Origin of the sequence: Herbidospora mongoliensis, from assembly GCF_001570545.1 — a bacterium.
Taxonomy (GTDB): Bacteria; Actinomycetota; Actinomycetes; order Streptosporangiales; family Streptosporangiaceae; genus Herbidospora; species Herbidospora mongoliensis.
This window is the reverse complement of sequence record NZ_BBXD01000012.1, coordinates 362,832-387,932: the sequence shown is the minus strand read 5'-3', so window position 1 is coordinate 387,932 and position 25,101 is coordinate 362,832. Positions and strand designations below refer to the sequence as shown.

The window sequence follows — 25,101 nt, the reverse complement described above, 5'->3', positions numbered from 1 at the left end:
TGGGAGTGGTTCTGGAGATTACGTTCAGGGCACTCCCAGCCCCCAAGGAGAATCGATGCGCAGCAGGCACATCCTGAGCGCGGCGAGCGCCCTCACCATGGGCTTCGCCCTCGTCCTGTCCTCCGCTCCGGCCGCAGTCGCGGCGCCGGCGAAACCGGCACCCTCGATGCTGGAGGCCCTCCAGCGCGACCTGCACCTCTCGGCCGAGCAGGCCGAACTCCGCCTCATCAACGAGGCGCGGCTCGGCAAGCTCGAAGGCAAGGTCCGCACCGACCTCGGCGCCTCGTTCGGCGGCTCCTGGCTCAGCGGCGACACCGCGAACTCTCTGACGGTGGCCACCGCGGACGCCGCCAAGGTTCCCGCCATCATCGCCGGCGGCGCCAAGGCGCAGCTCGTGACCCGTTCCCTGGGCGACCTGACCGCGCTCAAGGACAAGCTCGACGCCGCCGCGGCCCCGCAGACGGTGCCCGTCTACTACGTGGACGTGAAGACCAACTCGGTCGTCGTCGAGACCCGCGACCAGGCCGCCGCCGAGGCGTTCGTGGCCGCCGCCGGGGTCGACAAGTCGGCCGTGCGCTTCGTCGCGACCAGCGAGCAGCCCGTGCCCTTCTACAACATCCGCGGTGGTGACGCCTACTACATCGGCGGCGGCCGCTGCTCCGTCGGCTTCGCGATCACCCGCGGTACCACCAACGGGTTCGTCACCGCCGGTCACTGTGGCAACGTCGGCAACTCGACGACGGGCTACAACCAGGTCGCGCAGGGCACCTTCCAGGGGTCCTCGTTCCCCGGCAACGACTACGCCTGGGTCGCCACCAACGCGAACTGGGTCTCGACCCCGACCATCGCCGGCACTTCCGCGAACGTGGCGGGCTCGACGGCGCAGGTCGTCGGCGGCTCGATCTGCCGCTCCGGCTCCACCACCGGCTGGCACTGCGGCACCGTCCAGCAGATCGGCACGAGCGTGACCTACTCCCAGGGCACCGTCTCGGGCGTCACCCGTACCAACGTCTGCGCCGAGCCCGGCGACTCGGGCGGCGGGTGGATCTCCGGCACCCAGGCCCAGGGCGTCACCTCCGGCGGCAGCGGCAACTGCAGCAGCGGCGGCACCACCTACTTCCAGCCCGTCAACGAGATCCTGTCGGTCTACGGCCTGACCCTGACCACCTCGGGCGGCGGTGGCGGCGGCTCCACCTGCTCCGGCTACGCCAGCACCTCCTCCGGCACGGTCAGCAGCGGCGGCAACGTCTACAGCGCCCAGTTCAGCGCCAGCGCCGGCACCCACCGCCTGTGCCTCGACGGCCCGAACGGGGTCGACTTCGACCTCTACCTCCAGCGCCTGAGCGGCTCGACCTGGACCAACGTCGCCAGCGGCACCAGCTCCGCCCCGGATGAGGCGTTCACCTACAACGGCAGCGCGGGCACCTACCGGTACCGCGTCCACGCCTACAGCGGCTCGGGCAGCTTCACCCTCGCCTACACCCGTCCGTAGACCGTAAAGTTTTCGGCTGAATCAGCACCGTCGGGCTTTATTTACAGCCCGGCGGTGTTGACCCATTTGAGACCTTTTCAGATGACTCGTATGGGGGAAGTTCATGTCGGGCACCAGCCGCCATCTCAGGGCGCTGGCGGTCTGCATCGTCGCAGCCGTCGCCGGTCTGCTCCTGATCGGCACGGGGCTCCACCTCTCGGGAGCGGGCTGGCACGTCGCCCGCTTCCTGTCCGGCGACGATTCTCCGATTGACGCGGCCGTTCTGCCCGCGGGCTACCCTGGCGTCGATTCGATCCCCTCCCTGCCACAGACGACCCTGACCGAGATAAGGGCCGTCCCGGGCGTGGCCGAGGCCATCCCCGTCCAGGGAGGCGGTGTCGGCCTGGTGGGCTTCGGTTCGCTGGTACCGCTGGAGGCCGTCGCCCTCGACATGGAACTGCTGGCCTCCACTCCCGGTATGGAGGGCGAGGCCCCCAAGGGCGCCTCCGACGCCGTCCTCGACCGGCGCACCGCCGAGCAGCTCCATCTGGAGGTCGGCGAGACGATCACGGTCCACGGGAACGGGGCGAACCGATCGTTCGAGATCACCGGCGTGACCGACTCAGGGGGAAACCCCAATTTCGATGTACGGGGAACGCTGGGCGTGCTGCCGATGTCGGCGGCCGACCTGGTCGGGGAGCTGGAGATCGAGTCCGTACACATCCAGGGCGACGCCGGCGTCGACCCGGGTGAGCTGCGGGAGCGGCTGCGCGCGGCCCTGGGCAGCGACTACGACGTGATGACCCACGCGGAAATGCTGGCCTCCGGCGACGTGACCACCGAGACGCTGCCGCCGGTGCTGGGCGTGGTGGGATCACTTCTGGTGGTGGGGGCGGCGCTGACGGCGTACATGGGCCGGCAGACGACGATCACCACGAGCCTCCTGCTCGCGACGACGGTCCTCAGCCTGACGGCGACGGCGGCGGTGATCGTGGCCTCCGCCGGGGTGGAGATCTCGACGATCCCGATCCTGGTCGTGGCGGTGTTGACCGCGGTGGCGTCCATGGCGGCGATGGTGATGCGGCCGAGGGTACTGGCCCACATCGGCTGAGAATGTCCTCTGGACGGCCTGGTGCATCGCACCGGGCCGTTCGTCATGCCGGTGGCACCTGAGGAGCGTGTCTGGCGTGAAGGTGCCCGTCGCGGGGGTACGGCGAAAGAGGGGGAAGAACCGCTTCCAGCGCGTATCCGCACTTCTGCGCCACCCGGCACGAAGCCTGGTTGTCCACCTGGTGCAGCAGCCGCAGCGTTCGCAGCCCCCGCGCGGCGAAAGCCCAGATCGTCACCACCTCAAGAGCCCGGCCGGCGATGCCCCGCCCCCGTGCGGCGCGAGTGGTCCAGTAGCCCACCTCGGCGGACGCCCCTCCGACCGTGACTCCCTTCACGACCACATTGGCCACCAGGCGGGCGCGATCGGCCTCCGGCTCCAGCACGGCGAAGCTGAGCCGGGTGCCCTCGCTCCAGCCCCTCTCCTGCGTGTCGATCCAGCGCCGGGCGGTTCGCTCGTCGTCGACGTGGGACCTGGTCCATTGGCGCATCACCGGGTCGCGATAGGCGTCGATCAGGTCGGGGATGTCCTCTTCCGCCCAGGGGCGGAGCGTCAGAGGCGGCCCCGGTTCGTGGGGCGGAGTATGGAGCACGACGGTCATGGTCTCAGGCCGGGCGGATGCAGAAGGGGTGGCCGGCCGGGCTGGCGTACACCCCTGCGGCGTCACCCGTCGGTCGCAGTCGTCGGCCGCCTGCGGTGAGCACCCGTTGGTGTGCGGTGTCCACGTCGTCGGTGGCGAGGTCGAAGTGCATCTGCTGGGAGGCACCGGGTGCGTGCCCGGGGGCGTGCTGGATGACGATCACGGGGAAACCGTCGATCCGCAGGAAGTGGTGGGTGGCCGTCTTCGTGATCGAGCCGCCGAGCAGTCCGTGCCAGAAGGAACTCTCGCTCTCCAGGTCGGCGGCGTCCACGATCAGTGAGGTCAGGCTGAAGTTCATCAGGGCTCCTTCGGTATGGGGCGGCTCAGACAACGGGGATGATGCCGCCGTCCGCGCGTCGGGCCGGAGGCCGGCGGGGATGAATACGGCGGGCAGGACCTCCGTGGGCGCGGTTCGCGAGGCCGTCAGTACGGTGGCGCCGGCGGCGGCGAAGCGGCGGGCCGTCGCGGCTCCCAGGCCTCGGCTACCGCCGGTGACCAGCACTCGGAGGCCGGCCAGGCTTTCGTTCTCGGTCGTCACGGGGGTACTCCTTCGATAAGGTGAACCGGACTCCGGAAACTGTACACATAAACGGAACCAGACACTTTAGGGAGAGACCGTTGCGCGCCGATGCCCGCCGCAACCGTGAAGCGCTTCTGGCGGCGGCGCGGGAAGCGTTCCTCGCCGACGACGACGCGCACGTGGAGGAGATCGCCCGCCGAGCCGGCGTGGCCGTCGGCACCCTCTACCGCCACTTCGACACCCGCGAAGCGCTCGTCGCGGAGGTCTACCGCCAGGAGGTCGCCGACCTCTGCGCGACCTCCGGACAACTGCTCGCGCGGCACGCCCCTGACGAAGCCCTGCGCATCTTCCTGCTGCTCCTCGTGGAGCACTCGGCGATGAGCAAGGGGATGGGTGAGGCGCTGGAGAGCATCACGGCGACCGACTCCCCCGTCTTCGACGACACCCGCGAGGAGATGGCCCGCGCCCTCGACGACCTGCTCGCCGCAGGCATCGCGGCCGGCCTCCTGCGCGGGGGCGTCAGCGGGCGCGTGGTCCTGCGCGCCCTCGGCGGCATCTGCGGGATGCGCGCCAAGGGCTGGGAGGACGACGCGGTACGCATCTGCACGATCCTGTACGACGGGCTGCGCTACGGCGCGACTCCAGGTGGATGATCGCGAGCGCAGACCCAGGCGGGCCTCCCCGTGAAGCGAGACGCAGGCCAAGGCAGGGGCCCCGTGAAGCGGGAGCAGAAGTCCAGACAGACGCGGCCCGTGAAACGCGAACGCGGGCCGGTGGTCTCTACTGGGCGGCGACGGCCTCGATTTCCAGCAGCCATGCCTCGTCGTAGATGCCCGTGATGATGACCGTCAGAGCCGGGGCGTGATCGCCGAGCACCTCGCGCCGGATGGCGGAGTTCTCTCCCCGATACGCCCTGTCCGACAGGAACGTGGTCACCTTCACCAGGTCCGACAGGCCCATCCCGTGATGAGCCAGCGCGGCCGCCACGTTGGCCCAGACCTGCCGGCACTGCGCGGCGAAGCCGTCCGGGAGGGTGCCGTCCGGCGCCACCGGAATCTGCCCCGAGACATGGACCAGGCGCGCGGGGGCGACGACCTCGTACGTGTGGCGGTAGCCGCCGCCATCAGGAACGATCGAGCCAGGGGTGATCATGTGCGAGATCGTGACAGCGCGACGGATCGGCGACAACTCGATAGTGGATCACCCTGGCCGAGCCGTAGGTTGTCCCGGTGAACACGCTTCCCCTGCTGCGCTGGCAGTTCGACGTCTCCTGGTCGCTCACGGAGCTCAACCTGGAGAAACTGACCGATGAGGAGTGCGTGTGGGAGCCCGCCCCCGGCTCCTGGTCGGTACGCCCCCGCCCGGACGGCACCTGGTCCGCCGACTGGGCCATGCCGGAGCCCGACCCCGCCCCGATGACCAGCGTCGGATGGGTGATGTGGCACGTCGGCTTCTGGTGGGACCACGCCTACAGCCACACCTTCGGCGACGCCTACACCTCGGGGAAGACCCTCGACTTCGCCGAGAGCGCGGCGGTGACCCCGTGGCCGGGCGACGCGGAGGCCGGGGTCGCCTGGCTGACGGCGTGCCGTCAGCGCTGGATCGAGGCTTTGGACTCGCTGACCGATGACGACCTCGACGCCACCTCGCGCAGCGACTGGTTCGCCGGTGGGGGCCTGCCGCTGGGACATGTGCTCGCCTGGGTGAACATCGAGCTGATGAAGAACGCGGGGGAGATCGGGCTGCTCCGCCGGTTGCGCACCGCCTGAAGGCGCTGTCGGTTCGATGGCCCACGCCCGCCGTGACGACGGTCATGCCACGATTCGCAGTGGGTGTTCGAGCAGTTCGGTGAGGGTGGCGAGGAATCGGGCGGCGAGAGCGCCGTCGATGATCCGGTGGTCGGCGGTGATCGTGTAGTGGATGCGCCTGCGCGCGATGACGGTCTCTCCCGCCAGGGACAGTTCCGCTCGTGCGGCGCCGACAGCGAGCGCGACGGCACGGACCAGCAGGTCGTTGACGCTGACCTTCACATCAGCGCCCGTGCAGGCCTGGTTGATCTGGACGCGTAGCGCCAGCAGATCTTCGACGTCGGCCGAGGCGGTCGCGGTGAAGGTGGGAACGGTCGTGCCGCTCTCGGTCAGCCGGGCCGCGACGGCCCGGCGAAGAGGGTCGAACGGCACCGGCCGCGGCTCACGCAGGTCCGATCCCCCAGAAACGGACGCGGCAAAGGACTCTTCCACGCCCGGACGAGAGCCCGTGCCGCGCACGTCGATATCAGTCGGCAAGGCGTCGGAGTCCGCGCGGACGACGCACCCTCCCGCACCCGGCACACCGACATCGGCGGGCAACCCGTCGAGGTCAGCGCGGACGATGCGTCCACCCGGACCGGTCCCCGCCACGGTGGCCAAGTCGATGCCGCGCTCCCGGGCGAGCCTGCGGACCAACGGACTCGCCGCCCGCCGATCAGCACGATCGTCGGCGACCGACGCACCGGTCTCAGCGCTCCCGACAGGCGTGGTCGTGTCGTCGACTCCGTTGTCGAGGCGGGCGATCGGAGCCCCGATGGGCGCGTTCTGGCCTTCGGTGATGAGGATCTCGGCCAGGGTCCCGGCTTCGTAGGCCTCGTACTCCATGAGAGCCTTGTCCGTCTCGATGTCGACCAGGACATCCCCCGGTACGACGTGGTCACCGGGCTTCTTGTGCCAGGTCGAGATGGCGCCTTCGGTCATCGTGTCGGACAGGCGCGGCATCAGGATGTCGATCATGAGGATGTCCTCCGGGCGACGGCGTCGAGGGTCTGGCGGATGGCGGTGATCGCGTCGGCCGCGGAGGGGCAGGGCGGCGGTCTCCAGCGGTTTGGCGTACGGAAGAGGAACCTCGGCCATCGCCACGCGGCGAACAGGCGCGTCGAGCCAGTCGAACGCGCCGTCGGAGATGGTCGCCGCGATCTCGGCCCCGATCCCATACGTCAGCCAGTCGTCCTCCAAGACGACCGCGCAGTTGGTCTTCCGCACCGAGGCGACGATCGTGTCCCGGTCGAGGGGACGAAGACTCCGCAGGTCGACGACCTCGACGTCGATGCCTTCGTCTTCGAGCCGAGAAGCGACCTGAAGGGCCACAGCCGCCATCCGGGAGTAGGCGACCACGGTGATGTCGGCGCCCGGGCGGGTCACGGCCGCCTTGCCGATCTCGGCGGGCTCGTCGTGGTCGGGCACCTCGCCGGTCGTGTTGTAGAGGGCGAGGTTCTCCAGCACGAGCACCGGATCGTCGTCGCGGATCGCCGCGAGCATGAGCGCCTTCGCGTCGGCCGGGCTGGAGGGCGCGACGACCTTCATCCCGGGCACGAAGGCGTAGTACAGCTCGATGTTCTGCGAGTGGGTGGCGCCGAGCTGCTGCCCGCCGCCGCCGGGAGTGCGGATCACCATCGGCACCCGGGCCTGCCCGCCGAACATCCCGTAGATCTTGGCGGCGTGATTGACGATCTGGTCCAGCGCCAGCAGCGAGAAGTTGATCGTCATGATCTCCACGACCGGCCGCAGCCCGAGCATCGCGGCGCCGATGGCCGCACCGGTGAAGCCCTCTTCGGCGATCGGGGTGTCCCTGACCCGCTTGGGCCCGAACTCGGCGAGCATGCCGACAGTGATCTTGTACGACCCCTCGAAGAGCCCGATCTCCTCGCCGATCAGGAAGACGTTCTCGTCCCGCAGCATCTCACCGCGCAGCGCGTCGTGCAGAGCCTGCCGGTAGCTGATGACGCTCATACCGACACCCCCGCCGGGAACAGCGCATCGCCCGGCAGACGGCGGGAGTCGTTCGGTACGGGAGTCGCATACGTGTAGTCGAACAACGTCGTCACGTCAGGATGTGGACTCGCGTCGGCGAACCGGGCCGCATCCGCGACGATCGCGGTGGCCTCGGCGTCGATCTGAGCAATGAGCTCATCGGTGAGCAGCCCCTGTTCGTGCAGGTGGACGGCATAGGCGGCCACGGGGTCGGCGGCCTTGAGCGCCTCGGCCTCCTCCCGGCTGCGATAGCGGGCCGGGTCGACCACGGAGTGCCCCTTGAGCCGGGCCGACACGGCCTCCAGCAGGTAGGGCCGCCCCGCACGCGCGCTGTCCAGAGCCACCCGGGCGGCGTCGAACACCGCGGCGGGGTCGTTGCCGTCGACGCGGGCGGAGGCCATCCGGTAGGAGGAGGCGCGCTTGTGCAGTTCGGGTTCGGCGGAGGAACGCTCCACCGGGGTGCCCATGCCGAGGCCGTTGTTGACCACCACGTACACGATCGGCAGGTCCCACAGGGCGGCGATGTTCAGCGACTCGTGGAACGCCCCGATGTTGGTCGTGCCGTCACCCATCAGGCACATCACCGCTTCGGTGCCGCCGCGGTAGCGGGGTCGGCCGACGGAGGCGGAGCGCGTCCAGCGCCGCGACGACATCCTCGACGCGGCTGTACGTCTGTTCGTCGCCGGCGGCTTCCGGCAGGTCACCCTCGACGACATCGTCGCCGAGGCCCGCGTCACGAAGCGCACCATCTACAGCTACTTCGGCGACCGCACCGACATCTTCCTGGCGGCGGTCGAGCGGCGGCGGAACCGCACCCTCGGCCAGCCGATCCAGGGCGGCAGCCTGGAGGACCTGGCGTCCACGATCGTCTCGGCGCTCCACTCCGACGAGGCGATCGGCCTGCACCGCCTGATGGTCACCGAAGCGCACAGCTTCCCCGACCTGGCCGAGGGCTTCTACCGCGATGGCCCCCAGGCCTACATCGAGGCCCTCAGCGCGCGACTCCCCGAACACGACCTCGACCTGGCGCGCTCCCTGTTCACCCTGTTGCTGGGCGAATCCCACCGGCAGCGCCTCCTCAGCCTCCGCTCAGCACCCACCCACGAGGAGGCCGCCACGCAGGCCCGGACCGCCCTGCGCCACCTCGGCATCAGCGATGGAAACGACGCGGCGAATTGATACTCATGGAACGCGTGGGACTGGTCTTACAAAAATCACACAGGCGCCTGGATAGGGTCGTACAGTCTTGGGAAAATCGACGACTAACGACAGGCATAAAGCGTGACCACCACAACTTCGAGGCTCCGATTAAGTGCCGGTGCGATGATTCTCTCGATCGTCGCGATGACGGGCTGCTCCGGCGATGACGCAGAGAACCCTCCCCCCGGCGCCGCCGAGGCCGCGCCTTCCGCGATCCCCTCGCAGCTGCCGCCCCCGAGTAAGGCGCCACCGATCGACCCGAAGAACGTCACGTGCGATTACCGCAAAGACGACTCCGGCGCCCCGGCCAAATTCGTCGGAATGCCCCCTGCCAAACCTTCGGCGGCGGCGATGGCGGCCAAGACCATGACACTGGCCACCAACCAGGGCTCGATCGTCATCGAACTGACCCCCGATTCGACTCCGTGCACGGTCAACTCATTCCATTTCCTGGCGAAGAAGAATTACTTCGACAGCACCGTCTGCCACCGGCTGACCACCGTCAAGAGCAACGCCCTCGACCTGCTGCAATGCGGTGATCCGCAGGCCAAGGGCGACGGGAAGAACAAGACCGACGGCACCGGCGGGCCCGGCTATCTGTTCCCCGACGAGAACCTCGGCCCCGCGTACAACCGTGGTGTCGTCTTCATGGCCCAGAACTCCGACGCCGCCAACTCCAACGGCAGCCAGTTCGTCATCTCCTACAGCAATGAGGCGGCCCAGCTCCCCGCCGACTACACGCCGTTCGGTGTCGTGGTGAAGGGCCTCGACGTGGTGGACAAAATCGCCGCCGGCGGCGTGAACACCGCAGTGGACGGCATCGACATCACCTCCGAAACCGGCGGCTCCAACGCACCCAAATTAAAGGTGCTCATCGAAGACGTCACCGTCAATTAGCATTCCGCGACTCTTCGATCAGCGGCCACAGCGGATTATCCTTCTGATCGAAGGTGTCGATATCGATGATCTGGTCTTTGTCGATGACCTTCGCATTCGGCACATCGTCGTCATCAACCGGTGTGACAGCCGGCCGACTCGTCTTCTCCGGATCATCGGCCATATGGACTCCCACCACGACGACCAAAGCCAATCCCGACACGGCCATCAGCCAGTGGCGCCACCATCTGACTCCTCCACACGTTGCCGCAAGATTCCGGTGCCAGTGAAACAGATTCGTCAGCGACGCGGTCCCCTATGTGATTAATTGCCGGATTGATCCCTCGACCACAGCAGGGTGGCCCCAGGCGCCCAGGCCGGCTGATCCTCACCGAGCGCTGCTGAACGACGCACCGACGGCTCTGAGGGGTGCTCGCCCCTCGATCCGGGCGTTCGCAAATGATCATCTTGGCGCGATCTCTGGATATCCTTGGACAGGCGACGGCGTTCGGCCCTGTCATCTGCCCTGCCAGGCGTCGATGCGTGGCACCGAGAAAGGCTATTAGCCTGGGGTTTTGAGTAGGGCGGGTGGGACTTGAACCCACGACCCACGGATTATGAGTCCGATGCTCTGACCGGCTGAGCTACCGCCCCGCAATGCCGCAGTCTCTCACAGTTCTTCTTCCTGGGGACCCACCGAAGTGCACTTGTGATCAGCTCGTTCGTTAGGGTCCACTTACCTTCCGTTGACGAACCCTTGGTGTCGGGTCGGTTGCTCACGGTTAGAGGTATTCGTCCCGCGAAGTCGAGTATGTTCTCGCGCATGCCGCTCCATCCGCAGTCCAAGACGTTCCTAGACCGCTTCCCGCCGATCCCCGGCGCCGACCTCGACGCGATCACCGACGACGAGGTGCTCCTGCTCCGCCGGCTCGACAACAAAACCGCCGAGCGGGGCGCCCCCGCCGAGGTCTTCTCCGTGACCGGGACGACGGTCGCGAATGTGCCCGTACGTCTCTATCGCCCCACCGACGAGCCCGAGCTCCCCGTGGTGGTCTACCTCCACGGTGGCGGCTGGGTCTACGGTACCCTCCCCCAACACGACCCTATGGGCCGTGACCTGGCGATTCGCACCGGAGCGATCATCGCCATGGTCGACTACCGCCTCGCGCCGCACCACGTCTTCCCGGCCGCCGTCGACGACGCCTGGGCGGTCGTCCGCGACGTCTTCGACCGTCCCGCCTTCTACGACGCCGCACCCGGAAAGGTCGCCGTCGCGGGCGACAGCGCCGGCGGCAACCTGGCCGCCGTGACCGCCTGGCTGGCCCGGGACGCCGGACTGCCCCTCGCCCACCAGGCCCTCGTCTACCCGGTGACCGACGTGGCCATGAACACCCCGAGCTACACGGACTTCGCCTCCGGCTACGGCCTGAGCGCCGCCGACATGGCCTGGGTCATCCGGAAGTACGCCCCCGGCGCCGACCCGGAAGACCCCCGCCTGTCCCCTCATCACCTGAAGGACAAGTCGGGCCTGGCCCCCGCGACCCTCATCACCGCCGAATACGACCCGCTGCGGGACGAGGGAATGGCGTACGCAAACGCTCTGAAGGCGGCCGGAGTGCCGGTCGACCACCGCGACTTCCCCGGCGCACTGCACGGCTTCTTCACCTACCCCGGTTTCTTCGACGCCGCCGACGAGGCCAGGGAGCACCTCGCCCGGAACCTGCGGGAAGCGTTCCAAAGTAGTGACTCCAGCTGGTGATTGTCCCGTTACGGCATGACATTTGCCTTTAACGTGATCCCATGTCGGCTCCAACCATTCTGTCCAACAGCACGCGCTATCTGTCTGCGGGCGCGTACATCGACGCCGAGTTCCGGGACGCCGTCATCGACGAACTCCTCGGCGACCAGCACCGCGCCGTCGCACCGTCACACGGCCGCACCGACGTCCGCACAGTGCTGATGCACTGTCTTCGGGCACGCCGGGTCACCGTGGCCAGAGACGCGGCGATCACACTGCTGATCATCGTGGGGCTGGGGCTCGATTTCTTCGGGACGACCGGGCTGCTGATCGCCATGGTGCCGTTGGCTCTGCTGTCGCGGCCGTCCACCCGGAACAAACCGGTCTTACGGGCGCTCCTGACGGTCTGGGCCGCCCTGGTCGTGTTCGCCTTTCTGGCCCAACTGATGTTCATCCTGCTCTCCCAGCTGATCCTGACGAGCCTCGGCGTACGGCAGCCCACAGGCGTGAGCGTCGTCCAGCCGGCCTACGTCCTGCTGCTGCTCTCCTTTGCCGTGGCGATCGCCTACTGGATCTTCCAGTACGTCCAGCTCTCCACCACCTTCGCCTTCGGGCGTCCCCACAAGATCCCGCAGGAGTCCGTCCCGGCCCGTCGCGACGGGTACATCAGCCAGGCCCAGCAGGGAAACCTCGCAATGTACGGCGGTGAGGACCCCTTCATCGGGTCGGGGCCGGCCCAGCATGCCTGGTCGATCGTGGTCGAACTGGACCGTAGGCCGCCCACCCCCGGCGCTGCGGCCGGTGAGCGCAGGAATGCCACCGTCGACCCGATAGAACTGCACAGCTTCATCCGCGCACGGCTGGAGCAGATGCGCTTCGGGGTGCTCAACGCGCGGGAGAGCATCGCCAAGCTCACCGTCAGCGATCATCTCACCGTTCCGGGAACGCTCCATCTGGACGGCGGAACCCATCCGCTGCTCGGGCACAGCGGCCTGCCGATCTTCTCGCTCGACCCGGTGTCCATCGACGCGGTCAAGCAGAACCCGCAGGGCGCGATGCGCTACTTCCAGCGGGTCACCGTGGGCACCGAGGGGCCGCCCATCATCTCCGACCTGGGGACGCTGGTCGTACCCGCCTCCGATCGGGAGATCGACATCTCGGCGTTCATCCACTTGGCCGTCGAGGGCCGCATGATGTACACCCAGTGCCTGATCACCGCACTGCCGCCGTGCAAGCGGACCTTCCACGTGATCGACGTGCTGCCGGCGCTGTCACCGATCGCCGTCGCGGGCAAGGCGCTGGCGGCGCTGCGACTGCGGCTGTTCGAGGAGGTGCTGTTCGCTCCGGTTCGTCTGGTGAAGATGGTGTTCGAGCAGAACCGGCAGCAGCGTCCCGGCCGTTATCTCGCGTACGCCTACGGCGCCCGTGCCAGCGTCCGGGAACTCGGCGCCGAGCCCGAGCCGACGTCGTTCATGCAGGTCCTGGACATCAGCAAGTACAGCAAGCTCATCTCACAGCGCCTCAATGAGGCGGTCCTCGACTACCTGGAGTCTCGCGACATCGACACCACGTCCTACCGTCAGCAGGCGATCGTCAACTACGGCGCGTGGGTGAGCGGCGGGACGGTCAACGGGCCGATCGCGGCCGGCAATCAGGCGCAGGCGACTCAGCAGGGGGCTTCGTGAACGACAACTACGGCATCAACATCTCGGGCGGCACCGTGTCGGGGCCGATGGCAGCCGGGTCGAACGCGAAGGCCGTACAAGTCAACCATCTCGCCGGCCTCATCAAGAAGCACGACCTGCCACCGGAGGCCCGGGCCGACCTGGCCGCCCTCGACGAGGAACTGGCCCAGCCGGAACCCGACCGGACGGTGCTCAAGGTCAGGTTGGAGCGGCTGGCCTCCTACGCGGTGCTGGCCGAATCGGCGGCTGCGCTGGCCACGGCGATCTTCGGTTAGAAGCCGTCCTGGCGCAGCGCCGACCAGCCCCGCCACAGATGAACGTCGATCACGATGAACGGCCCGTCAGGCGGCATTTCCCGATATTGGGGATACTTCGCCACCAACACCTCTGACGGCCATTCATCGACCACCCGGGCCGCCCCGTCAGCCCGTACCCACCAGAGTTTCTCCCAGTTCTCCTCGTAGTGGTCGACGAGCAGGCTCACCCGGGGATCGGCCGCGATGTTGTCGAGCCGCCGCAGCCGCCGGGTCGTCTTGGGCTTGTGATCGACCGCGGTCACGATGACGTCCCCCTCGAGGGCGAACGTCACCGGAACCACATGAGGGCCGCAGGTGGCGAGCCGGGCCACCCGGGCCGAGGCGAACCGCTCACGCAGTGATGACGATCTTGCCTCGGGCGTGTCCGTTCTCGACCTCCCTCAGGGCGCGGTCGGCCTGGTCGAGCGGATAGGTCGCGGTGACGTGGGGGTCCAGCACCCCGTCGGCCACCATCTCGGCGACGGCGCCGAGCACCTCCTTGGTGCGGAGCCGGGCGACCGGCTGGCCGCCGAGGTCCTTGGCCGTCGTCTGGTCACCGGCCGAGATCAGCTTCGAGTGGTCGCTCAATACGGTGGCGACCTCGCGCAGGGCTTCGCCGCCGACCAGGTCGTAGATCCCGTCGACGCCCTTCGGGGCCACCGCGCGCACCCGCTCGGCGACACCGGGACCGGGTTCGACATACGTCGCGCCGAGCGATTCCACGAACTCGCGCTTACCCGGGTCGGCGGTTCCGACGACGCGCACCCCGGCGTTGCGGGCGATCTGGGCGGCGGCCGTGCCGACGCCGCCGCCGATGCCGGTGATCAGCAGGGTGTCGCCGGCCGGCAGGCCGAGCTGGCGGAGCCCGTCGTAGGCCGTGGCGGCGGCCACGGGGAGGGTGGCGGCGTCCTCGAACGACACCATGTCGGGTTTGTGGGCGACGCCGGCCGCCGGGAGGACGGCGTATTCGGCGTATCCGCCCTTCAGCGGGCTGCCGAAGACGGCCTCTCCGGGCTTGAGACCGGTCACGCCCGGACCGATCTCGGCGATGACCCCGGCGACCTCGTTGCCGAAGACGGCCGGGAAGTGGTCGGGGTTGGTGCCGGGGCCGCGCCAGCCGGTGCGGCGTTTCCAGTCTGCCGGGTTGACCCCGGCGGCCCTGACGCGGACGACGACCTGGCCGGGCCCGGCGGTCGGTTTGGGCAGGTCGGCGAACTCCTCGACCTCGGGGCCTCCGTATTCGCGATACACGTAGGCTTTCGGCATCTCGACCTCCTCAGAGTTACCGTTCCTGCTCGGTCGGCCGGATCAGCACCTCGTTGATCGCGACGTGACGGGGCCGGGTGACGACGTAGGTGATCGCGTCGGCGATGTCCTCCGGCTGCATCCGCTCGACGCCGGAGAAGTTGTCCCTGATCGACTCCAGCACCTCGGGCCGGTTGTGCCCGGCCAGCTCGGTCTCCACCGCACCCGGCTCGACCAGCGAGATCCGCACGTGCCGACCGGCGACCTCCTGCCGCAGCGACTCGCTGAACGCGCCGACGCCGTGCTTGGTCAGGTTGTAGACGCCGCTCCCGTTGCGGGCGATCCGCCCGGCGACCGAGGAGATGTTGACCATGTCGGCGACGTATCGGGGCCCGTCTTCCGCGGCCCTGATCAGGTGCGGGAGCGCCGCGTGGGCGCAGTAGAGCAGGCCGAGGACGTTGGTCTCGACCATCCGCTGCCACTCGGTGAGCGGCGCCCGCTCGATCGGCCCGAGGAGCATGACCCCGGCGTTGTTGACGAGCGTGTCGATCCGCCCGAGCTCGGTGGCGGTCCGGGCGACCGCCTCGGCGGCCTGCGCCTCCTGGGTGATGTCGGCCTCGATGACCAGCACCTTCCCGCCGTCCTTGCCGATCCGGGCGGCCAGATCCTCCAGCCGCTCCCGCCGCCGCGCGACCACCGCGACCGCCGCGCCCTGCTGCGCCAGCGATATCGCCGCGGCCTCGCCGATTCCACTCGACGCCCCTGTGACCAAGGCGACCGTTCCGTCAAGGCGCATGATGAACCCCCTATGTCCAGGCTTCCACTCTAGGCAGACGGTTCGGCCGGCGAGATTCCCGGGCACAGGACGATCATGAAACTGAGTGCGCGGAACGCGATCCCGGCCGAGGTCACCGGGATCACACGCGGCGAGGCGACCGCCAACGTCGAACTGTCGGCGGGCGGCCTCCGGCTGGTCGCGTCGGTCACCACCGAGGCTGCCGATGAGCTGAAGCTGAACGTCGGCAGCCAGGTCACGGCGTTCGTGAAGGCGTCGGACATGATCCTCGCCGTCGACTGACCACGCGTGGGCGGTCAGCCTCGCGACGAGATCTGCTGCACCGCCCACCCGTTCCCGTCGGGGTCGTCGAAGAACACGAACCCGACGTTGTCGAGGGGATCTGGCATCGGCTGGGGGTTCTCCCCCATTTTCTGTACGTCGGACACGTCGACCCCCCGCTCCACCAGCAGCGCGTGCGCCTTCCGGATGTCCGGCACCACAAGCTGGAGCCCCCGAAGCGACCCCGGCTCCATCACCGGCACCGCCCCCTTGCCGATCACGACCGAACAGCCCGACCCGGGCGGGGTGAGCTGCACGATCCTGACGTCGTCGCCGAACGTCGTGTCGTGATCGACGTTGAAGCCCAGCTTGCCGGCGTAGAAGGCCTTGGCCCGGTCGATGTCCGACACGGGTACGACGACCACTTCGAGGGTCCAGTTCATGCGGGTCCTTTCCAACAGAAGATCGAGTTTCGTGTACGCCTCCGCCATGCCCCTGCCCATCGGATACCGCAGCGCGGTCGCCCGGCCGCCGGGGGTGGCGTAGCGGATAGTGGTGGTGAGCAGGGTGCCCGCGCCCTCGGCGGTGAGATCGTGGGTGATCAGGGTGACCCCGGGATACGACTGCTCGTCGAAGACCTCGCTGAGGGTGATCGACGAAGGCGGCTCGACGGCCCGCACCTCCCCGCGCTGAACCATCCGCTCCCCGCCGGGCCCCTCCGAGACGAACTCATACGAACCGCCCGGCGACGCCTCGAAGGAACACTCAACCAGCCGCCACCCCTGCGCGCCGTACCACTGAACGAGCAGGTCAGGCGTGGTCAGCGCGGCGTACACCTTGGCCTGGGCCGCGGCGAAGCGCCGGGTGACGATGATCTCCCGATCGCCCCGGGTGACGACATCGGTCATTCCATGCCCTCCAGCAGCGCGTCGAGCTTCCGGTAGCGCGCCTCCCAGTAGTCCCGGTAGGTCGCCAGCCACTCCGTCGCCTCGCGCAGCGGTTCGGCGGCCAGGCGGCAGGGGCGGCGCTGGGCATCCCTCCCCCGGGTGATCAACCCCGCCTTCTCCAGGACCTTGAGGTGTTTGGAGATGGCCGGCTGGCTCATCGCGAACGGGGCGGCCAGTTCGGTCACCGAGGCCTCACCCTCGGTCAGCCGGGCCAGGATCGCCCGGCGGGTGGGGTCGGCCAGGGCCGCGAACGTGGCGTCCAACATGGGTAGATAACCCTCCAGTTATGTAACAGGATGGTTTTATACCACTTTGTCGGTGCGTCCCGCTAGCGTGACCGCTCGTGTCCCGAAGAGCATCGATCTGCCTGGTTCTCGCGTCCGTGGTCGCGGCGGCCTACCTCGTCTACCTCACGACGCTGCCCGGCCGATACGGGTACGGCGGATTCGTCTTCTCCCACTGCCTCGGGAGCGATCTCTCCGACGAGATCACCTACTTCCTCGCCCGCTTCTCCGACGTGCCCGAAGCGGCTCGCGGCGGCCCCCGGCTGTTCGGGCTCGGACTGGTCGGCGAGACCCTCCTCACGGCAGCCGCCACGGGCGCGGTCCCGCTGATCATGCTGGCCGCGCTGGTGCTGTCCCTGACCGGGGGAACGCGGCGGGAGCGGACCGGCCGCGTCACGGTGCGGATCATGGCCGGCTGGCTGCTGGTCGTCCACGGATACCAGCCCCTGCTCCTCTCCTTCGACCTGGTGCGGGACACGGAGTGCTTCGAGGGCGGGTGGTTCGGCTGGATCGGGATGCGCTTCACCATGCTGCCGTCGGTGCCGGGACTGCTGGTGGGATTCCTGCTGCTGATGTCCGTCCGGCGGCCACCCGGGCTGACCAGGCGGCTGCTCGCCTGGCGGCCCGTGCGCCGCGCCCTCACCCGGCTGGTGGTGACCGGCCTGGTCGTCGGCCTCGTGGCGACCGACGGGAACCGGGGCGAGATCGCCGCCCTCGACTGCGAGACGTTCAGGTACGGCGACGGCATCCCGGTCGGCGAGGACGCGTTCCTGTGCGGGATACGCGGCGGCGACCTCTTCACCGGGATCCCCGACCGTGACGTGATCGCCTACGGACGGGCGGCCTGCGCGCTCTATCCCGGCCAGGAGGCCCGGGGATACGCCCTCGCGCCGATCTGCCCGATCGTCCACCGCGACGACACCGCGATGATCGCCGCCGAGGAGGTGACGTACGCACTGTCCGACGCCGCCGACGAGGTCTTCTGCGACCTGAACCGCCACCGGCCCCTGATCCGCCCGGCCCACGTGGTCGACGCCGTGAAATGGACCGACTACGGCGCCATCGAGTCATGGGACCCCGGCCTGGAGGAGGAGAACTGGGACGTGCCGGAGGCGCCGCTCATCGCCACCGACCCCGGCCTGCTCGCCCTGAACGTCCACCCCGACTTCGACGTCTGCCTGACGGCCGAGGTCTACCGCGAGCGCCCTCCGGTCGAGACGAAGGGCTGGGACCACGTCGTCGAGGTCGGCTACCGGAGCCTCACCGGCCACATGGAACTGTACGACCCGATGTACGCGGACAACGGGCTGGAGGTGCCCGGCCTGCGGCGCGGCGACTACCGCGTCAGAGCCCACCTGCGCGAGCCGGAAGGCGACTTTTACAACCCGCAGACCCTGCTACTGATGATCTTCCCGGGCGAAGGCGACCGGCGCAGGACGTATGTCGGCGGACCTTAGTTCAACCCTTTGAACTAAGCATCAACTGACAGCGGACAGCCGCAGTGGAGCGCTCGTGTCAAGGAACTCCTCCAGCACCAGCGTCGCCGCCCCCATGGCCACCGCGTCCGGCCCGAGCTCCCCCAGCACGATCGACGTAGCGTTGTAGGGCTGGGTCAGTGAATTCTCGCCCACCACCACGCGGATCTCGTCGAGGTGCCGTTCGCCGATCATCAGCCCGGCCCACCCGCCGATCAGGATCCGCTCCGGATTCAGCATGTTGATGAGGTTCGCCAGCCCCGTCCCCAGATAGGTCACGGTCTCCCTGACCACGTCGCCGCCCGCGTCGAGCACCCGTCCCAGCGCCGACGGCCAGTCGGTCGTCTGCGTCGGCACCCCCGCCCTGGCCAGCAATCCTTCAGCCCCGATGTAGGCCTCCAGGCATCCCCGGGACCCGCACCGGCACAGCCGCCCGTTCATCTCGATCTTGGTATGACCCCATTCACCGGCGCTGTTGGACGTCCCCCGCACCGCCAGCCCGTCGGCCACCACCGTGGCCCCCACACCCGACCCGATCAGCACGATCACCGCGTGGTCGGCCCCCCGGCCGGCCCCGAACCAGAGCTCCGCCTGCCCCATCGTCTTGGCCCCGTTGTCGATGAAGACGGGCAGCGAGGTCCCCGCGCGCATGAGCGCCCCCAGCGGCACCCCGTCCCAGCCGAAGGTCTTCGCGTGGATGAGCGTGTCGGCAGACCCCCGCTCGACGATCCCCGGCACCCCGATCCCCACGCCGAGCACCTGCTCGGAGGTCACCTGCCCGTCGGCTAAAACCACATCGATCCCGGCTAAGATCCGCCGCGCGACCAGCTCGATGTCGTGGTGGGAGGGCCGGAGTGTGTAGTCGACCCGCGCCTTCTCCTTCATCTCGAGGTCGAAGAGCTCGACCCGGACATGGGTCTCGGCGACGTCCACGCCGATGACGTAGGCGTACACGGGATTGACCCGCAGCAGCACGCGCGGACGCCCGCCGTCGCTCTCGACCTGGCCGGCCTCCATCAGGATCTTCTCCGACAGCAGGTCGCCGGTCATCGTGCTGATGGTCGCGGCGGACAGGCCGGTGAGCCCGGTCAGCTCGTGACGGCTCCGGGCGCCGCCGAAGTACAGGGTCCGCAGCAGCATGCCGCGGTTCCCCTTCCGGACATCCCTGACCGTCTTACGCTCCGGCCTAGCCATGGCCTGTCCTCCCGTTTTCTGCCGACATGTTAGTTCAATGCGTGAACAAAAGGGTTACCAGGCACATGCCGCCGCACAGGGTAGCGGGTGCCGCGTTACCAAAGCGTTTCCGACGAGGGACTGATCTTTTTTTGCGTCTTACATTATCGTCTGTTCAACCCCCCGAGAAGGAGAAGGAAATGATCAGGAGAGTCACTGGGGCGGCTGCCGCAGCATTGCTGCTCGCCGGGCTCACCGCCTGCGGCGGCGGCTCCGAGGAGGGCGGCGCGGGGTCTGCCACGACGGAGTTGACCTACTGGATGTTCCAAGACCGCACCCCTCAGGCCGGCGAAGTGGTCGAGAAGATCCGGACGGACTTCGAGAAGGCCAACCCCGGCGTCACGGTGAAGATCGTCAAGATTCCCAAGGACGACTACAACACCAAGCTCGGCTCCGCCCTCGCGGGGAACACCGTTCCCGACGTCGGAATCCTCGACCAGCCGCTGGTCTCGCGTTTCGCCCAAGAGGGCACCATCAAGGAGGTCCCGGCCGGCACTCTCAACGAGGCCGACTTCTGGGAGGGCGCGCTCAACACCAACAAGGTCGGCGGCAAGCTCTACGGCTTCCCGATCGACCACACCGCGGTCGCCCTCTTCTACAACAAGGCGCTGGTCCCGACCCCGCCGAAGACGTGGGACGAGCTCAAGACGATCAGCGCCGCCATCCACGCCAAGGACGCCAAGGTCGCCGGCATCGTCGTGCCGAAGGGCGACGGCTACGGCGCCTGGATGTGGCCCGGCGTCGTGGGCGGGGCCGGTGGCTCGATGGTCGACGAGGCGGGCAAGAAGATCCTGTTCGACCAGCCCCCGGCCGTGGAGGCGCTGCAGCTCTGGGTCGACCTGCTGCCGTCGTCGCCGCGTGAGATCACCGACTCCGACCAGGCCTTCGCCAACGGCCTCGCCGGCATGATGATCTCCGGCCCGTGGGACGTCGCCACGATCAAGGACCAGTTCCCCGACCTCGACTTCAATGTGGCTCCGCTGCCGTACAAGACCACTCCGGCGGGCAACATCGGCGGCGAGAACGCGGTCGTGTTCAGCAAGGGCAAGAACGAGGCCCTGGCCTGGAAGTGGCTGCAGCACCTGACCAACTCCACCAACAACACCACCCTGGCCCAGGCCCTGGGCGGCTTCCCCGTCAACAAGGTGGCCGCCGACCGCGACGCCGCCACCTTCGGCGAGCAGCAGCAGGCCTTCCTCGAGCAGCTCAAGGTCGCGCAGGCGCGCCCGGCGCTCCCGCAGTGGATCCAGATCAACGACGAGATCATCGCCCCGGCTCTGGAGTCGGCGCTGAGCGGCAAGATGACCGCTCAGGAGTCCCTCACCGACGCGGCAGGCAAGACCCGCGCCCTGCTCGGCTGGAACAGCTAGCCCAGCCCTTCACGGAAGCGAGGCAACCGTGGCATCTCCGGTCGTGGCCCAGCGGCCCGCCGAGACGCCCGCCAGGCCCGGACGGCGCCGCCGTCCGGGCATCGGCAGGCGCGACCATCTGATCGGGTGGCTGCTCATCGCCCCCGCGATGGTGTACTTCATCATCTTCCTGCTCTATCCGGCCCTGGCGGCCCTGTACTACAGCTTCACCGAGTGGGACCTGCACTCCGCGCCGATCTGGGTGGGCCTGCAGAACTACATCGACCTGTTCTTCGACGACGTGAAATATCCGCACTTCTGGAAGTCGGTCCAGGTCACCCTGCAGTACACCCTGGTCGCGGTGCCGCTGACGCTGGTCACGGCGCTGGCCCAGGCGCTGCTGATCAACTCCATCAGGCGCGGCTCCAACCTGTTCCGCCTGCTGCTGTTCCTGCCCGTCGTGACCGCGGAGGCGGCGGTCGGCGCCATCTGGCGCTGGCTCTACGACCCGCAGTACGGCGTCATCAACGCGGTGATCGGCCTGGTCGGCATCCCGCGGCAGAACTGGCTGAACACCCCGGAGCTGGTCATCCCGGCGCTGGCCTTCATCGCGGCCTGGCAGTGCGGCATCTCGATGATCATCTACCTGGCGGGCCTGAAGAGCATCCCGGAGTCCATCAAGGAGGCCGCCGTCATCGACGGCGCGAGCCCGGTGCAGCGCTTCTTCAAGGTGATCGTGCCGATGCTCCGCCCGACGACCTTCTACCTCGTCGTGACCGGCATCATCGCCGCGCTCCAGGTCTTCGGTCTGGTGTACGTCATCTTCTCCGGCGGCGGCAACAGGAGCGTCACCGGCGGACCCGAGCAGTCGGGTCTGGCGTACGTGCTGCACATCTACCTCTACGCGTTCCGTTACAACGCGATGGGCGCGGCCTGCGCGATGTCGTTCATCCTGCTGGTCTTCATCATGATCATCACGTTCATCCAGTTCAAGTTCATGAAGCAGGAGGCATCGTGACCCAGAAGACGGTGCGCCGCCTGCCCATCTACATCGCGCTGATCCTGCTGGCGCTGGTGTCGGTCGTCCCGTTCGTGTGGATGCTCGCGACGTCGTTCAAGAACGGCCCCGACGTCTACACGCAGGTGCCGCAACTCCTCCCGCTGGACAAGAAGACCGGCGAGTGGAGCCCGACGCTCGAGAACTACGAGTACGTCTTCACCATCAGCGGCCTGGGCACCGCGTTCTGGAACAGCGTCTGGATCACCTGTTTCCTGGTCCCGGTGAAACTCCTGATCGACGCGCTCGCGGCCTACTCGTTCGCCCGCATCCCGTTCCCCGGCCGGGACAAGATCTTCGTCCTGATGCTGGCCGGCATGATGGTGCCGACGATCACGCTGCTGGTCCCGCGTCTGCACGTCACGCAGGTGCTGGGCGTCTACGACTCGCCGTGGGGCATCATCCTGCCCAACGTGGCCTCGGTCCTGGACATCTTCCTCATGCGGCAGTTCTTCCGCACGCTTCCGGTCGAACTGGAGGAAGCCGCCCGAATCGACGGCGCCGGCCGCATGCAGATCTTCTGGCGGGTGATCCTGCCGCTGTCCAAGCCGGTGCTGGCCGTCGTGACGATCACCAGTTTCATCTTCCACTGGAACGACCTGGTGTGGCCGCTGATCGTGCTCAACGACCCCGAGCTCTACACGCTGCCGCTGGCGTTGCAGCAGCTCGCGAGCACGGAGTCGGGCCGGGCCTACTACATCATGGCGGGCGCGGCGCTCGCGGTGATCCCGGTCATGGTGGTGCTGCTGATCTTCCAGCGGCGCATCATGCAGGGCATCGCGTTCTCGGGCCTCAAGAGTTAAGCCTGGTACGACAGGACGCGCGGGTCCACCTCGTATTTGAGGGGGGCGCCGCGCGTCAGTCGTACAACTTCATCGAGAGCGGCGGCCCCGAGCCGCGCGACCTCCGACCCCAGCGCCCCCGCGACGTGCGGCGTCAGCACGACGTTGGGCAGTGTCCACAACGGCGAGTCCGCCGCCGGGGGTTCGGGGTCGGTGACGTCCAGAATCGCGAAGATCCGCCGCTTCTGGAGCTCCGCGATCAGCGCGGCCTCGTCGACGAGAGAACCCCGCGCGGTGTTGATGAGGGTCGCTCCGTCCTTGAGGGCCCTCAGGCGCTCCGCGCCCATCATCCTGTACGTCTCCCGCGTCGCCGGAGCGTGAATCGACACCACGTCACTGCGCCCGACGACCTCGTCGAGATCGTGCGTGACCAGATCGGTCGCGTAGGGATCGGCGACGAGAACCTGCAGGTCGAAGGGCCGGAGCAGCTCGATGACCCGTCGCCCGATGCGCGAGGCCCCGACGATCCCGACGACCTTGCGATAGTTGCCGAGATCGTTGTGCTGCGTCAGCAGACCAAGATCTTCTCTGGCGGCGTGGTACTCACGGACCAACCGTGGCACAGCCTTGTTGGCCAGCAGGATCATGGCGAGCGTGAACTCCGCGACCGGAATCGCGTTGGCGTCGGCGGCCGAACTGACCACGATCCCCCGGGCGAAGACCTCGGGCGTGACATGGCCCTTCACACTCCCGGCGGCGTGCACGACGGCCTTCAGCAGCGGCGCGGCGTCGAGCGCCTCGGCGTCGAGGACCGGGCAGCCCCAGCCGGTGATCAGGATCTCGGTGGTCTTCAGTCTGCGCCGCGAGGCCTGGCTGGTGAACTCCGTCAGCGGAGCCTCGGCCCGCCCGAACAGGCGGGCCGGCAGCTCCGGGTGCATCGCGTAGTCGACGATCACCCCCGGGTCCACCCCGGCAGGTCGAGCGGCCCGCGCTGCAGCCCGATCCACTGACGGCGGGTGAACCCCGGCATCTGGTTCTCGGCGCCGTGCCGGGCGTGCGCGTCGTTGACGTGCACCTCCCCGGCGTGCAGCCGTTCGGCGACGGCCAGCCCCCTGATGAGATCCCGGCTGAAGACGGAGTTCATCAGCATCGGATAGCCGTTGACCAGGTCGATCGCCTCCTCCTCAGACCGCGCGACGGTGACCGGCAGCACCGGCCCGAAGATCTCCTCGGCGAACGCCGGCATGTCCGGGGTGACGCCCGTGAGCACGGTGGGCCGGTAGAACAGCCCGTCGTAGGTGCCCCCGGTGGCGACGACCGCCCCCTTCGCGACGGACGGCAGCACGATCCGCTCGTGCACCCTGTCTCTCTGCACCTCGCTGATCAGCGGCCCGAGGTCGCTTTCCGGATCGAACGGATCCCCGACCTTCAGCGCCGCGACCTTGCGGGTGAGCGCCGCGATGTACTCGTCGGCGACCGATTCGAGCACGATGTGCCGGCTGGCGCTGATACACGTCTGCCCCTGGAACTCCAGCGACGCGATCAGCGCACACGACGCGGCCAGCTCGACGTCCGCGTCGTCGAGCACCACGAACGCGTTGCTTCCCCCCAGCTCCAGCCGCACCGGCCGCAGATCGGCCGCCGCCGAGAGCGCGATGGCCGTCCCGACTTCCCGCGACCCGGTGAAATCAAGCAGGTCAAGCCCCCGATGCTCAGCCAGCGCATGCCCCGCCGAGGCCCCGTCCCCCTGGACGACATTGAACACACCGGGCGGCAACCCCGCCGCGTCGGCGGCCTCGGCCAGCACCTGCCCCCCGATGATCGGAGTGAGCTCAGCCGGTTTGAGAACGATCGTGTTCCCGAACGCCAGCCCCGGCGCGACCGCCCGCATGGCCAGATTGACCGGATAGTTCCAGGGCGTGATGATCCCGAGCACCCCGAGCGGCACCGCCCGGGACAGCGACAACTTCCCTGCCTTGTACGGCTGGAGCACGTCCCCCGCCGTCCCGCACGCCTCCACAGCCGAGATCCCGAGCTGCTTCAACCCGGCTGACACCTCGTCGACGGCCTTGGCCCGGACTCCCCCGGTCTCCTTCATCGACAACTCGACGAGCTCGTCGTAACGGGCCCTGAGGTGATCTTGGAAGCCGGTCAGATAGGCGGCCCTCTCAGGCGCCCCCAGCGCGGCCCATCCCGGCTGCGCCCTGCGCGCCGCCTCGACGGCGCGATCGACGTCGGCGGCATCTCCGAGGGCATACCTGCCGATCTCGGCACCGGTCGCCTTCTCATGCACGGGGGCCGTGTGCACGGCCGGAACAAAAGCCCCATCGATGTAGTGCATGGGCTATATTCTAGC

The 25,101-nt window shown here is 68.4% G+C and carries 27 protein-coding genes, 1 tRNA gene and 2 pseudogenes; 14 read left to right on the top strand and 16 right to left on the bottom strand.

What is annotated here, in order from left to right; translation table 11 throughout:
- Nucleotides 1-55: 55 nt before the first annotated feature.
- Both AW272_RS16660 and AW272_RS16655 read left to right on the top strand, forming a co-directional pair.
- Entirely contained in the window at nt 56-1,492 is a 1,437-nt protein-coding gene (locus AW272_RS16660) for a S1 family peptidase (RefSeq protein WP_066365574.1), read from the top strand.
- A gap of 103 nt (nt 1,493-1,595) precedes the next feature.
- Nucleotides 1,596-2,582: an ABC transporter permease gene (locus AW272_RS16655; protein WP_066365571.1), complete on the top strand. Its 987-nt coding sequence runs from the start codon at nt 1,596-1,598 to the stop codon at nt 2,580-2,582.
- A gap of 43 nt (nt 2,583-2,625) precedes the next feature.
- Here AW272_RS16655 and AW272_RS16650 read toward each other — a convergent pair whose 3' ends face one another.
- Nucleotides 2,626-3,180, bottom strand: coding sequence for a GNAT family N-acetyltransferase (locus AW272_RS16650; protein ID WP_066365568.1), 555 nt, complete (start codon nt 3,178-3,180; stop codon nt 2,626-2,628).
- A gap of 4 nt (nt 3,181-3,184) precedes the next feature.
- The gene (locus AW272_RS44165) at nt 3,185-3,757 is read right to left on the bottom strand and encodes a VOC family protein (RefSeq protein WP_218010913.1); all 573 of its coding nucleotides are present in this window, start codon (nt 3,755-3,757) and stop codon (nt 3,185-3,187) included.
- A gap of 80 nt (nt 3,758-3,837) precedes the next feature.
- On the opposite strand from AW272_RS44165, the gene AW272_RS16640 reads away from it, so the two are divergent.
- Nucleotides 3,838-4,392, top strand: coding sequence for a TetR/AcrR family transcriptional regulator (locus AW272_RS16640; protein WP_083958380.1), 555 nt, complete (start codon nt 3,838-3,840; stop codon nt 4,390-4,392).
- 127 nt (nt 4,393-4,519) lie between these two features.
- Here the strand turns inward: AW272_RS16640 and AW272_RS16635 are convergent, their stop codons facing one another.
- Complete coding sequence (locus AW272_RS16635; protein WP_066365960.1) at nt 4,520-4,891, bottom strand: RidA family protein; 372 nt, start codon at nt 4,889-4,891, stop codon at nt 4,520-4,522.
- Between the two features lie 77 nt (nt 4,892-4,968).
- Between AW272_RS16635 and AW272_RS16630 the strand changes: the two genes are divergently transcribed.
- Nucleotides 4,969-5,508 carry a DinB family protein gene (locus AW272_RS16630; RefSeq protein ID WP_066365565.1) on the top strand — a complete coding sequence of 180 codons (540 nt, stop codon included), beginning with the start codon at nt 4,969-4,971 and terminating at the stop codon, nt 5,506-5,508.
- 42 nt (nt 5,509-5,550) lie between these two features.
- Here AW272_RS16630 and AW272_RS16625 read toward each other — a convergent pair whose 3' ends face one another.
- From AW272_RS16625 to AW272_RS16615, 3 genes and pseudogenes are all read right to left on the bottom strand, one after another.
- Complete coding sequence (locus AW272_RS16625; RefSeq protein ID WP_245657599.1) at nt 5,551-6,468, bottom strand: 2-oxo acid dehydrogenase subunit E2; 918 nt, start codon at nt 6,466-6,468, stop codon at nt 5,551-5,553.
- A 32-nt stretch (nt 6,469-6,500) separates the two neighbouring features.
- Nucleotides 6,501-7,500, bottom strand: a pseudogene (locus AW272_RS16620) (alpha-ketoacid dehydrogenase subunit beta).
- A pseudogene (locus AW272_RS16615) lies at nt 7,497-8,126 on the bottom strand (thiamine pyrophosphate-dependent dehydrogenase E1 component subunit alpha); the annotation flags it as partial. The pseudogenes AW272_RS16620 and AW272_RS16615, both read right to left, overlap by 4 nt.
- Nucleotides 8,127-8,172: 46 nt before the next feature.
- Here AW272_RS16615 and AW272_RS46020 point away from each other — a divergent pair.
- Both AW272_RS46020 and AW272_RS16605 read left to right on the top strand, forming a co-directional pair.
- Nucleotides 8,173-8,700, top strand: coding sequence for a TetR/AcrR family transcriptional regulator (locus tag AW272_RS46020; protein ID WP_083958400.1), 528 nt, complete (start codon nt 8,173-8,175; stop codon nt 8,698-8,700).
- A 144-nt stretch (nt 8,701-8,844) separates the two neighbouring features.
- On the top strand, nt 8,845-9,618 hold the full coding sequence (locus AW272_RS16605; RefSeq protein ID WP_083958378.1) for a peptidylprolyl isomerase: 774 nt from the start codon (nt 8,845-8,847) through the stop codon (nt 9,616-9,618).
- On the opposite strand, the gene AW272_RS16600 is transcribed toward AW272_RS16605, so the two are convergent.
- The gene (locus tag AW272_RS16600; RefSeq protein WP_066365557.1) at nt 9,611-9,826 is read right to left on the bottom strand and encodes a hypothetical protein; all 216 of its coding nucleotides are present in this window, start codon (nt 9,824-9,826) and stop codon (nt 9,611-9,613) included. The two genes, AW272_RS16605 and AW272_RS16600, sit on opposite strands and share 8 nt — an antisense overlap.
- Before the next feature lie 351 nt (nt 9,827-10,177).
- A tRNA-Ile gene (locus AW272_RS16595) sits at nt 10,178-10,251 on the bottom strand.
- 169 nt (nt 10,252-10,420) lie between these two features.
- Here AW272_RS16595 and AW272_RS16590 point away from each other — a divergent pair.
- From AW272_RS16590 to AW272_RS16580, 3 genes are read left to right on the top strand one after another with little or no spacing between them, the layout of a single operon-like run.
- Nucleotides 10,421-11,356 (top strand): alpha/beta hydrolase, encoded by a 936-nt coding sequence (locus tag AW272_RS16590; protein ID WP_066365957.1) that lies wholly within the window; start codon nt 10,421-10,423, stop codon nt 11,354-11,356.
- 41 nt (nt 11,357-11,397) lie between these two features.
- The gene (locus AW272_RS16585) at nt 11,398-13,020 is read left to right on the top strand and encodes an AbeC-like domain-containing protein (RefSeq protein ID WP_066365553.1); all 1,623 of its coding nucleotides are present in this window, start codon (nt 11,398-11,400) and stop codon (nt 13,018-13,020) included.
- Nucleotides 13,017-13,295 carry a hypothetical protein gene (locus AW272_RS16580; protein WP_066365551.1) on the top strand — a complete coding sequence of 93 codons (279 nt, stop codon included), beginning with the start codon at nt 13,017-13,019 and terminating at the stop codon, nt 13,293-13,295. Before AW272_RS16585 ends, AW272_RS16580 begins: the two co-directional genes overlap by 4 nt.
- On the opposite strand, the gene AW272_RS16575 is transcribed toward AW272_RS16580, so the two are convergent.
- From AW272_RS16575 to AW272_RS16565, 3 genes are read right to left on the bottom strand one after another with little or no spacing between them, the layout of a single operon-like run.
- A complete protein-coding gene (locus AW272_RS16575) occupies nt 13,292-13,648 on the bottom strand; it encodes a TIGR03668 family PPOX class F420-dependent oxidoreductase (protein ID WP_066365548.1) in 357 nt (118 codons plus the stop codon). The two genes, AW272_RS16580 and AW272_RS16575, sit on opposite strands and share 4 nt — an antisense overlap.
- Nucleotides 13,649-13,667: 19 nt before the next feature.
- Nucleotides 13,668-14,582, bottom strand: coding sequence for an NADP-dependent oxidoreductase (locus AW272_RS16570; protein WP_066365546.1), 915 nt, complete (start codon nt 14,580-14,582; stop codon nt 13,668-13,670).
- Nucleotides 14,583-14,598: 16 nt separating this feature from the next.
- On the bottom strand, nt 14,599-15,357 hold the full coding sequence (locus AW272_RS16565) for an SDR family NAD(P)-dependent oxidoreductase (protein ID WP_066365544.1): 759 nt from the start codon (nt 15,355-15,357) through the stop codon (nt 14,599-14,601).
- 75 nt (nt 15,358-15,432) lie between these two features.
- Here AW272_RS16565 and AW272_RS16560 point away from each other — a divergent pair, with 75 nt between their 5' ends.
- A complete protein-coding gene (locus AW272_RS16560) occupies nt 15,433-15,639 on the top strand; it encodes a TOBE domain-containing protein (RefSeq protein WP_066365542.1) in 207 nt (68 codons plus the stop codon).
- Between the two features lie 14 nt (nt 15,640-15,653).
- On the opposite strand, the gene AW272_RS44160 is transcribed toward AW272_RS16560, so the two are convergent.
- Both AW272_RS44160 and AW272_RS16550 read right to left on the bottom strand, forming a co-directional pair.
- Nucleotides 15,654-16,526 carry an SRPBCC domain-containing protein gene (locus AW272_RS44160; protein WP_157518580.1) on the bottom strand — a complete coding sequence of 291 codons (873 nt, stop codon included), beginning with the start codon at nt 16,524-16,526 and terminating at the stop codon, nt 15,654-15,656.
- Complete coding sequence (locus tag AW272_RS16550; protein WP_066365539.1) at nt 16,523-16,831, bottom strand: ArsR/SmtB family transcription factor; 309 nt, start codon at nt 16,829-16,831, stop codon at nt 16,523-16,525. Before AW272_RS16550 ends, AW272_RS44160 begins: the two co-directional genes overlap by 4 nt.
- A gap of 77 nt (nt 16,832-16,908) precedes the next feature.
- Between AW272_RS16550 and AW272_RS16545 the strand changes: the two genes are divergently transcribed.
- On the top strand, nt 16,909-18,306 hold the full coding sequence (locus AW272_RS16545; RefSeq protein ID WP_157518579.1) for a hypothetical protein: 1,398 nt from the start codon (nt 16,909-16,911) through the stop codon (nt 18,304-18,306).
- Between the two features lie 21 nt (nt 18,307-18,327).
- On the opposite strand, the gene AW272_RS16540 is transcribed toward AW272_RS16545, so the two are convergent.
- Nucleotides 18,328-19,518, bottom strand: coding sequence for an ROK family protein (locus tag AW272_RS16540; protein ID WP_066365536.1), 1,191 nt, complete (start codon nt 19,516-19,518; stop codon nt 18,328-18,330).
- A gap of 179 nt (nt 19,519-19,697) precedes the next feature.
- Between AW272_RS16540 and AW272_RS16535 the strand changes: the two genes are divergently transcribed.
- From AW272_RS16535 to AW272_RS16525, 3 genes are read left to right on the top strand one after another with little or no spacing between them, the layout of a single operon-like run.
- Nucleotides 19,698-20,927, top strand: coding sequence for an ABC transporter substrate-binding protein (locus AW272_RS16535; protein ID WP_169807556.1), 1,230 nt, complete (start codon nt 19,698-19,700; stop codon nt 20,925-20,927).
- A gap of 28 nt (nt 20,928-20,955) precedes the next feature.
- Nucleotides 20,956-21,924, top strand: a complete 969-nt coding sequence (locus AW272_RS16530) for a carbohydrate ABC transporter permease (RefSeq protein WP_083958375.1) — start codon at nt 20,956-20,958, stop codon at nt 21,922-21,924.
- Nucleotides 21,921-22,766 (top strand): carbohydrate ABC transporter permease, encoded by an 846-nt coding sequence (locus AW272_RS16525; protein WP_083958374.1) that lies wholly within the window; start codon nt 21,921-21,923, stop codon nt 22,764-22,766. The genes AW272_RS16530 and AW272_RS16525 overlap by 4 nt, the downstream gene beginning before the upstream one ends.
- Here the strand turns inward: AW272_RS16525 and AW272_RS16520 are convergent.
- Together AW272_RS16520 and AW272_RS16515 are read right to left on the bottom strand one after the other, a co-directional pair.
- A complete protein-coding gene (locus AW272_RS16520) occupies nt 22,763-23,701 on the bottom strand; it encodes a hydroxyacid dehydrogenase (protein ID WP_245657582.1) in 939 nt (312 codons plus the stop codon). The two genes, AW272_RS16525 and AW272_RS16520, sit on opposite strands and share 4 nt — an antisense overlap.
- Complete coding sequence (locus AW272_RS16515; protein ID WP_066365533.1) at nt 23,698-25,086, bottom strand: aldehyde dehydrogenase family protein; 1,389 nt, start codon at nt 25,084-25,086, stop codon at nt 23,698-23,700. Before AW272_RS16515 ends, AW272_RS16520 begins: the two co-directional genes overlap by 4 nt.
- Between the last annotated feature and the right edge of the window lie 15 nt (nt 25,087-25,101).

What these genes read in the sequence shown, in the direction of transcription:
- AW272_RS16560 (WP_066365542.1), top strand. Translation starts at nt 15,433, where the DNA reads ATGAAACTGAGTGCGCGGAACGCGATCCCGGCCGAGGTCACCGGGATC.
- AW272_RS16660 (WP_066365574.1), top strand. Translation starts at nt 56, where the DNA reads ATGCGCAGCAGGCACATCCTGAGCGCGGCGAGCGCCCTCACCATGGGC.
- AW272_RS16590 (WP_066365957.1), top strand. Translation starts at nt 10,421, where the DNA reads ATGCCGCTCCATCCGCAGTCCAAGACGTTCCTAGACCGCTTCCCGCCG.
- AW272_RS16605 (WP_083958378.1), top strand. Translation starts at nt 8,845, where the DNA reads ATGATTCTCTCGATCGTCGCGATGACGGGCTGCTCCGGCGATGACGCA.
- AW272_RS16535 (WP_169807556.1), top strand. Translation starts at nt 19,698, where the DNA reads ATGATCAGGAGAGTCACTGGGGCGGCTGCCGCAGCATTGCTGCTCGCC.
- AW272_RS16625 (WP_245657599.1), bottom strand. Translation starts at nt 6,468, where the DNA reads ATGACCGAAGGCGCCATCTCGACCTGGCACAAGAAGCCCGGTGACCAC.
- AW272_RS16585 (WP_066365553.1), top strand. Translation starts at nt 11,398, where the DNA reads ATGTCGGCTCCAACCATTCTGTCCAACAGCACGCGCTATCTGTCTGCG.
- AW272_RS16570 (WP_066365546.1), bottom strand. Translation starts at nt 14,582, where the DNA reads ATGCCGAAAGCCTACGTGTATCGCGAATACGGAGGCCCCGAGGTCGAG.
- AW272_RS16515 (WP_066365533.1), bottom strand. Translation starts at nt 25,086, where the DNA reads ATGCACTACATCGATGGGGCTTTTGTTCCGGCCGTGCACACGGCCCCC.
- AW272_RS16650 (WP_066365568.1), bottom strand. Translation starts at nt 3,180, where the DNA reads ATGACCGTCGTGCTCCATACTCCGCCCCACGAACCGGGGCCGCCTCTG.
- AW272_RS16600 (WP_066365557.1), bottom strand. Translation starts at nt 9,826, where the DNA reads ATGGCCGTGTCGGGATTGGCTTTGGTCGTCGTGGTGGGAGTCCATATG.
- AW272_RS16565 (WP_066365544.1), bottom strand. Translation starts at nt 15,357, where the DNA reads ATGCGCCTTGACGGAACGGTCGCCTTGGTCACAGGGGCGTCGAGTGGA.
- AW272_RS16550 (WP_066365539.1), bottom strand. Translation starts at nt 16,831, where the DNA reads ATGTTGGACGCCACGTTCGCGGCCCTGGCCGACCCCACCCGCCGGGCG.
- AW272_RS16635 (WP_066365960.1), bottom strand. Translation starts at nt 4,891, where the DNA reads ATGATCACCCCTGGCTCGATCGTTCCTGATGGCGGCGGCTACCGCCAC.
- AW272_RS44160 (WP_157518580.1), bottom strand. Translation starts at nt 16,526, where the DNA reads ATGACCGATGTCGTCACCCGGGGCGATCGGGAGATCATCGTCACCCGG.
- AW272_RS16540 (WP_066365536.1), bottom strand. Translation starts at nt 19,518, where the DNA reads ATGGCTAGGCCGGAGCGTAAGACGGTCAGGGATGTCCGGAAGGGGAAC.
- AW272_RS16655 (WP_066365571.1), top strand. Translation starts at nt 1,596, where the DNA reads ATGTCGGGCACCAGCCGCCATCTCAGGGCGCTGGCGGTCTGCATCGTC.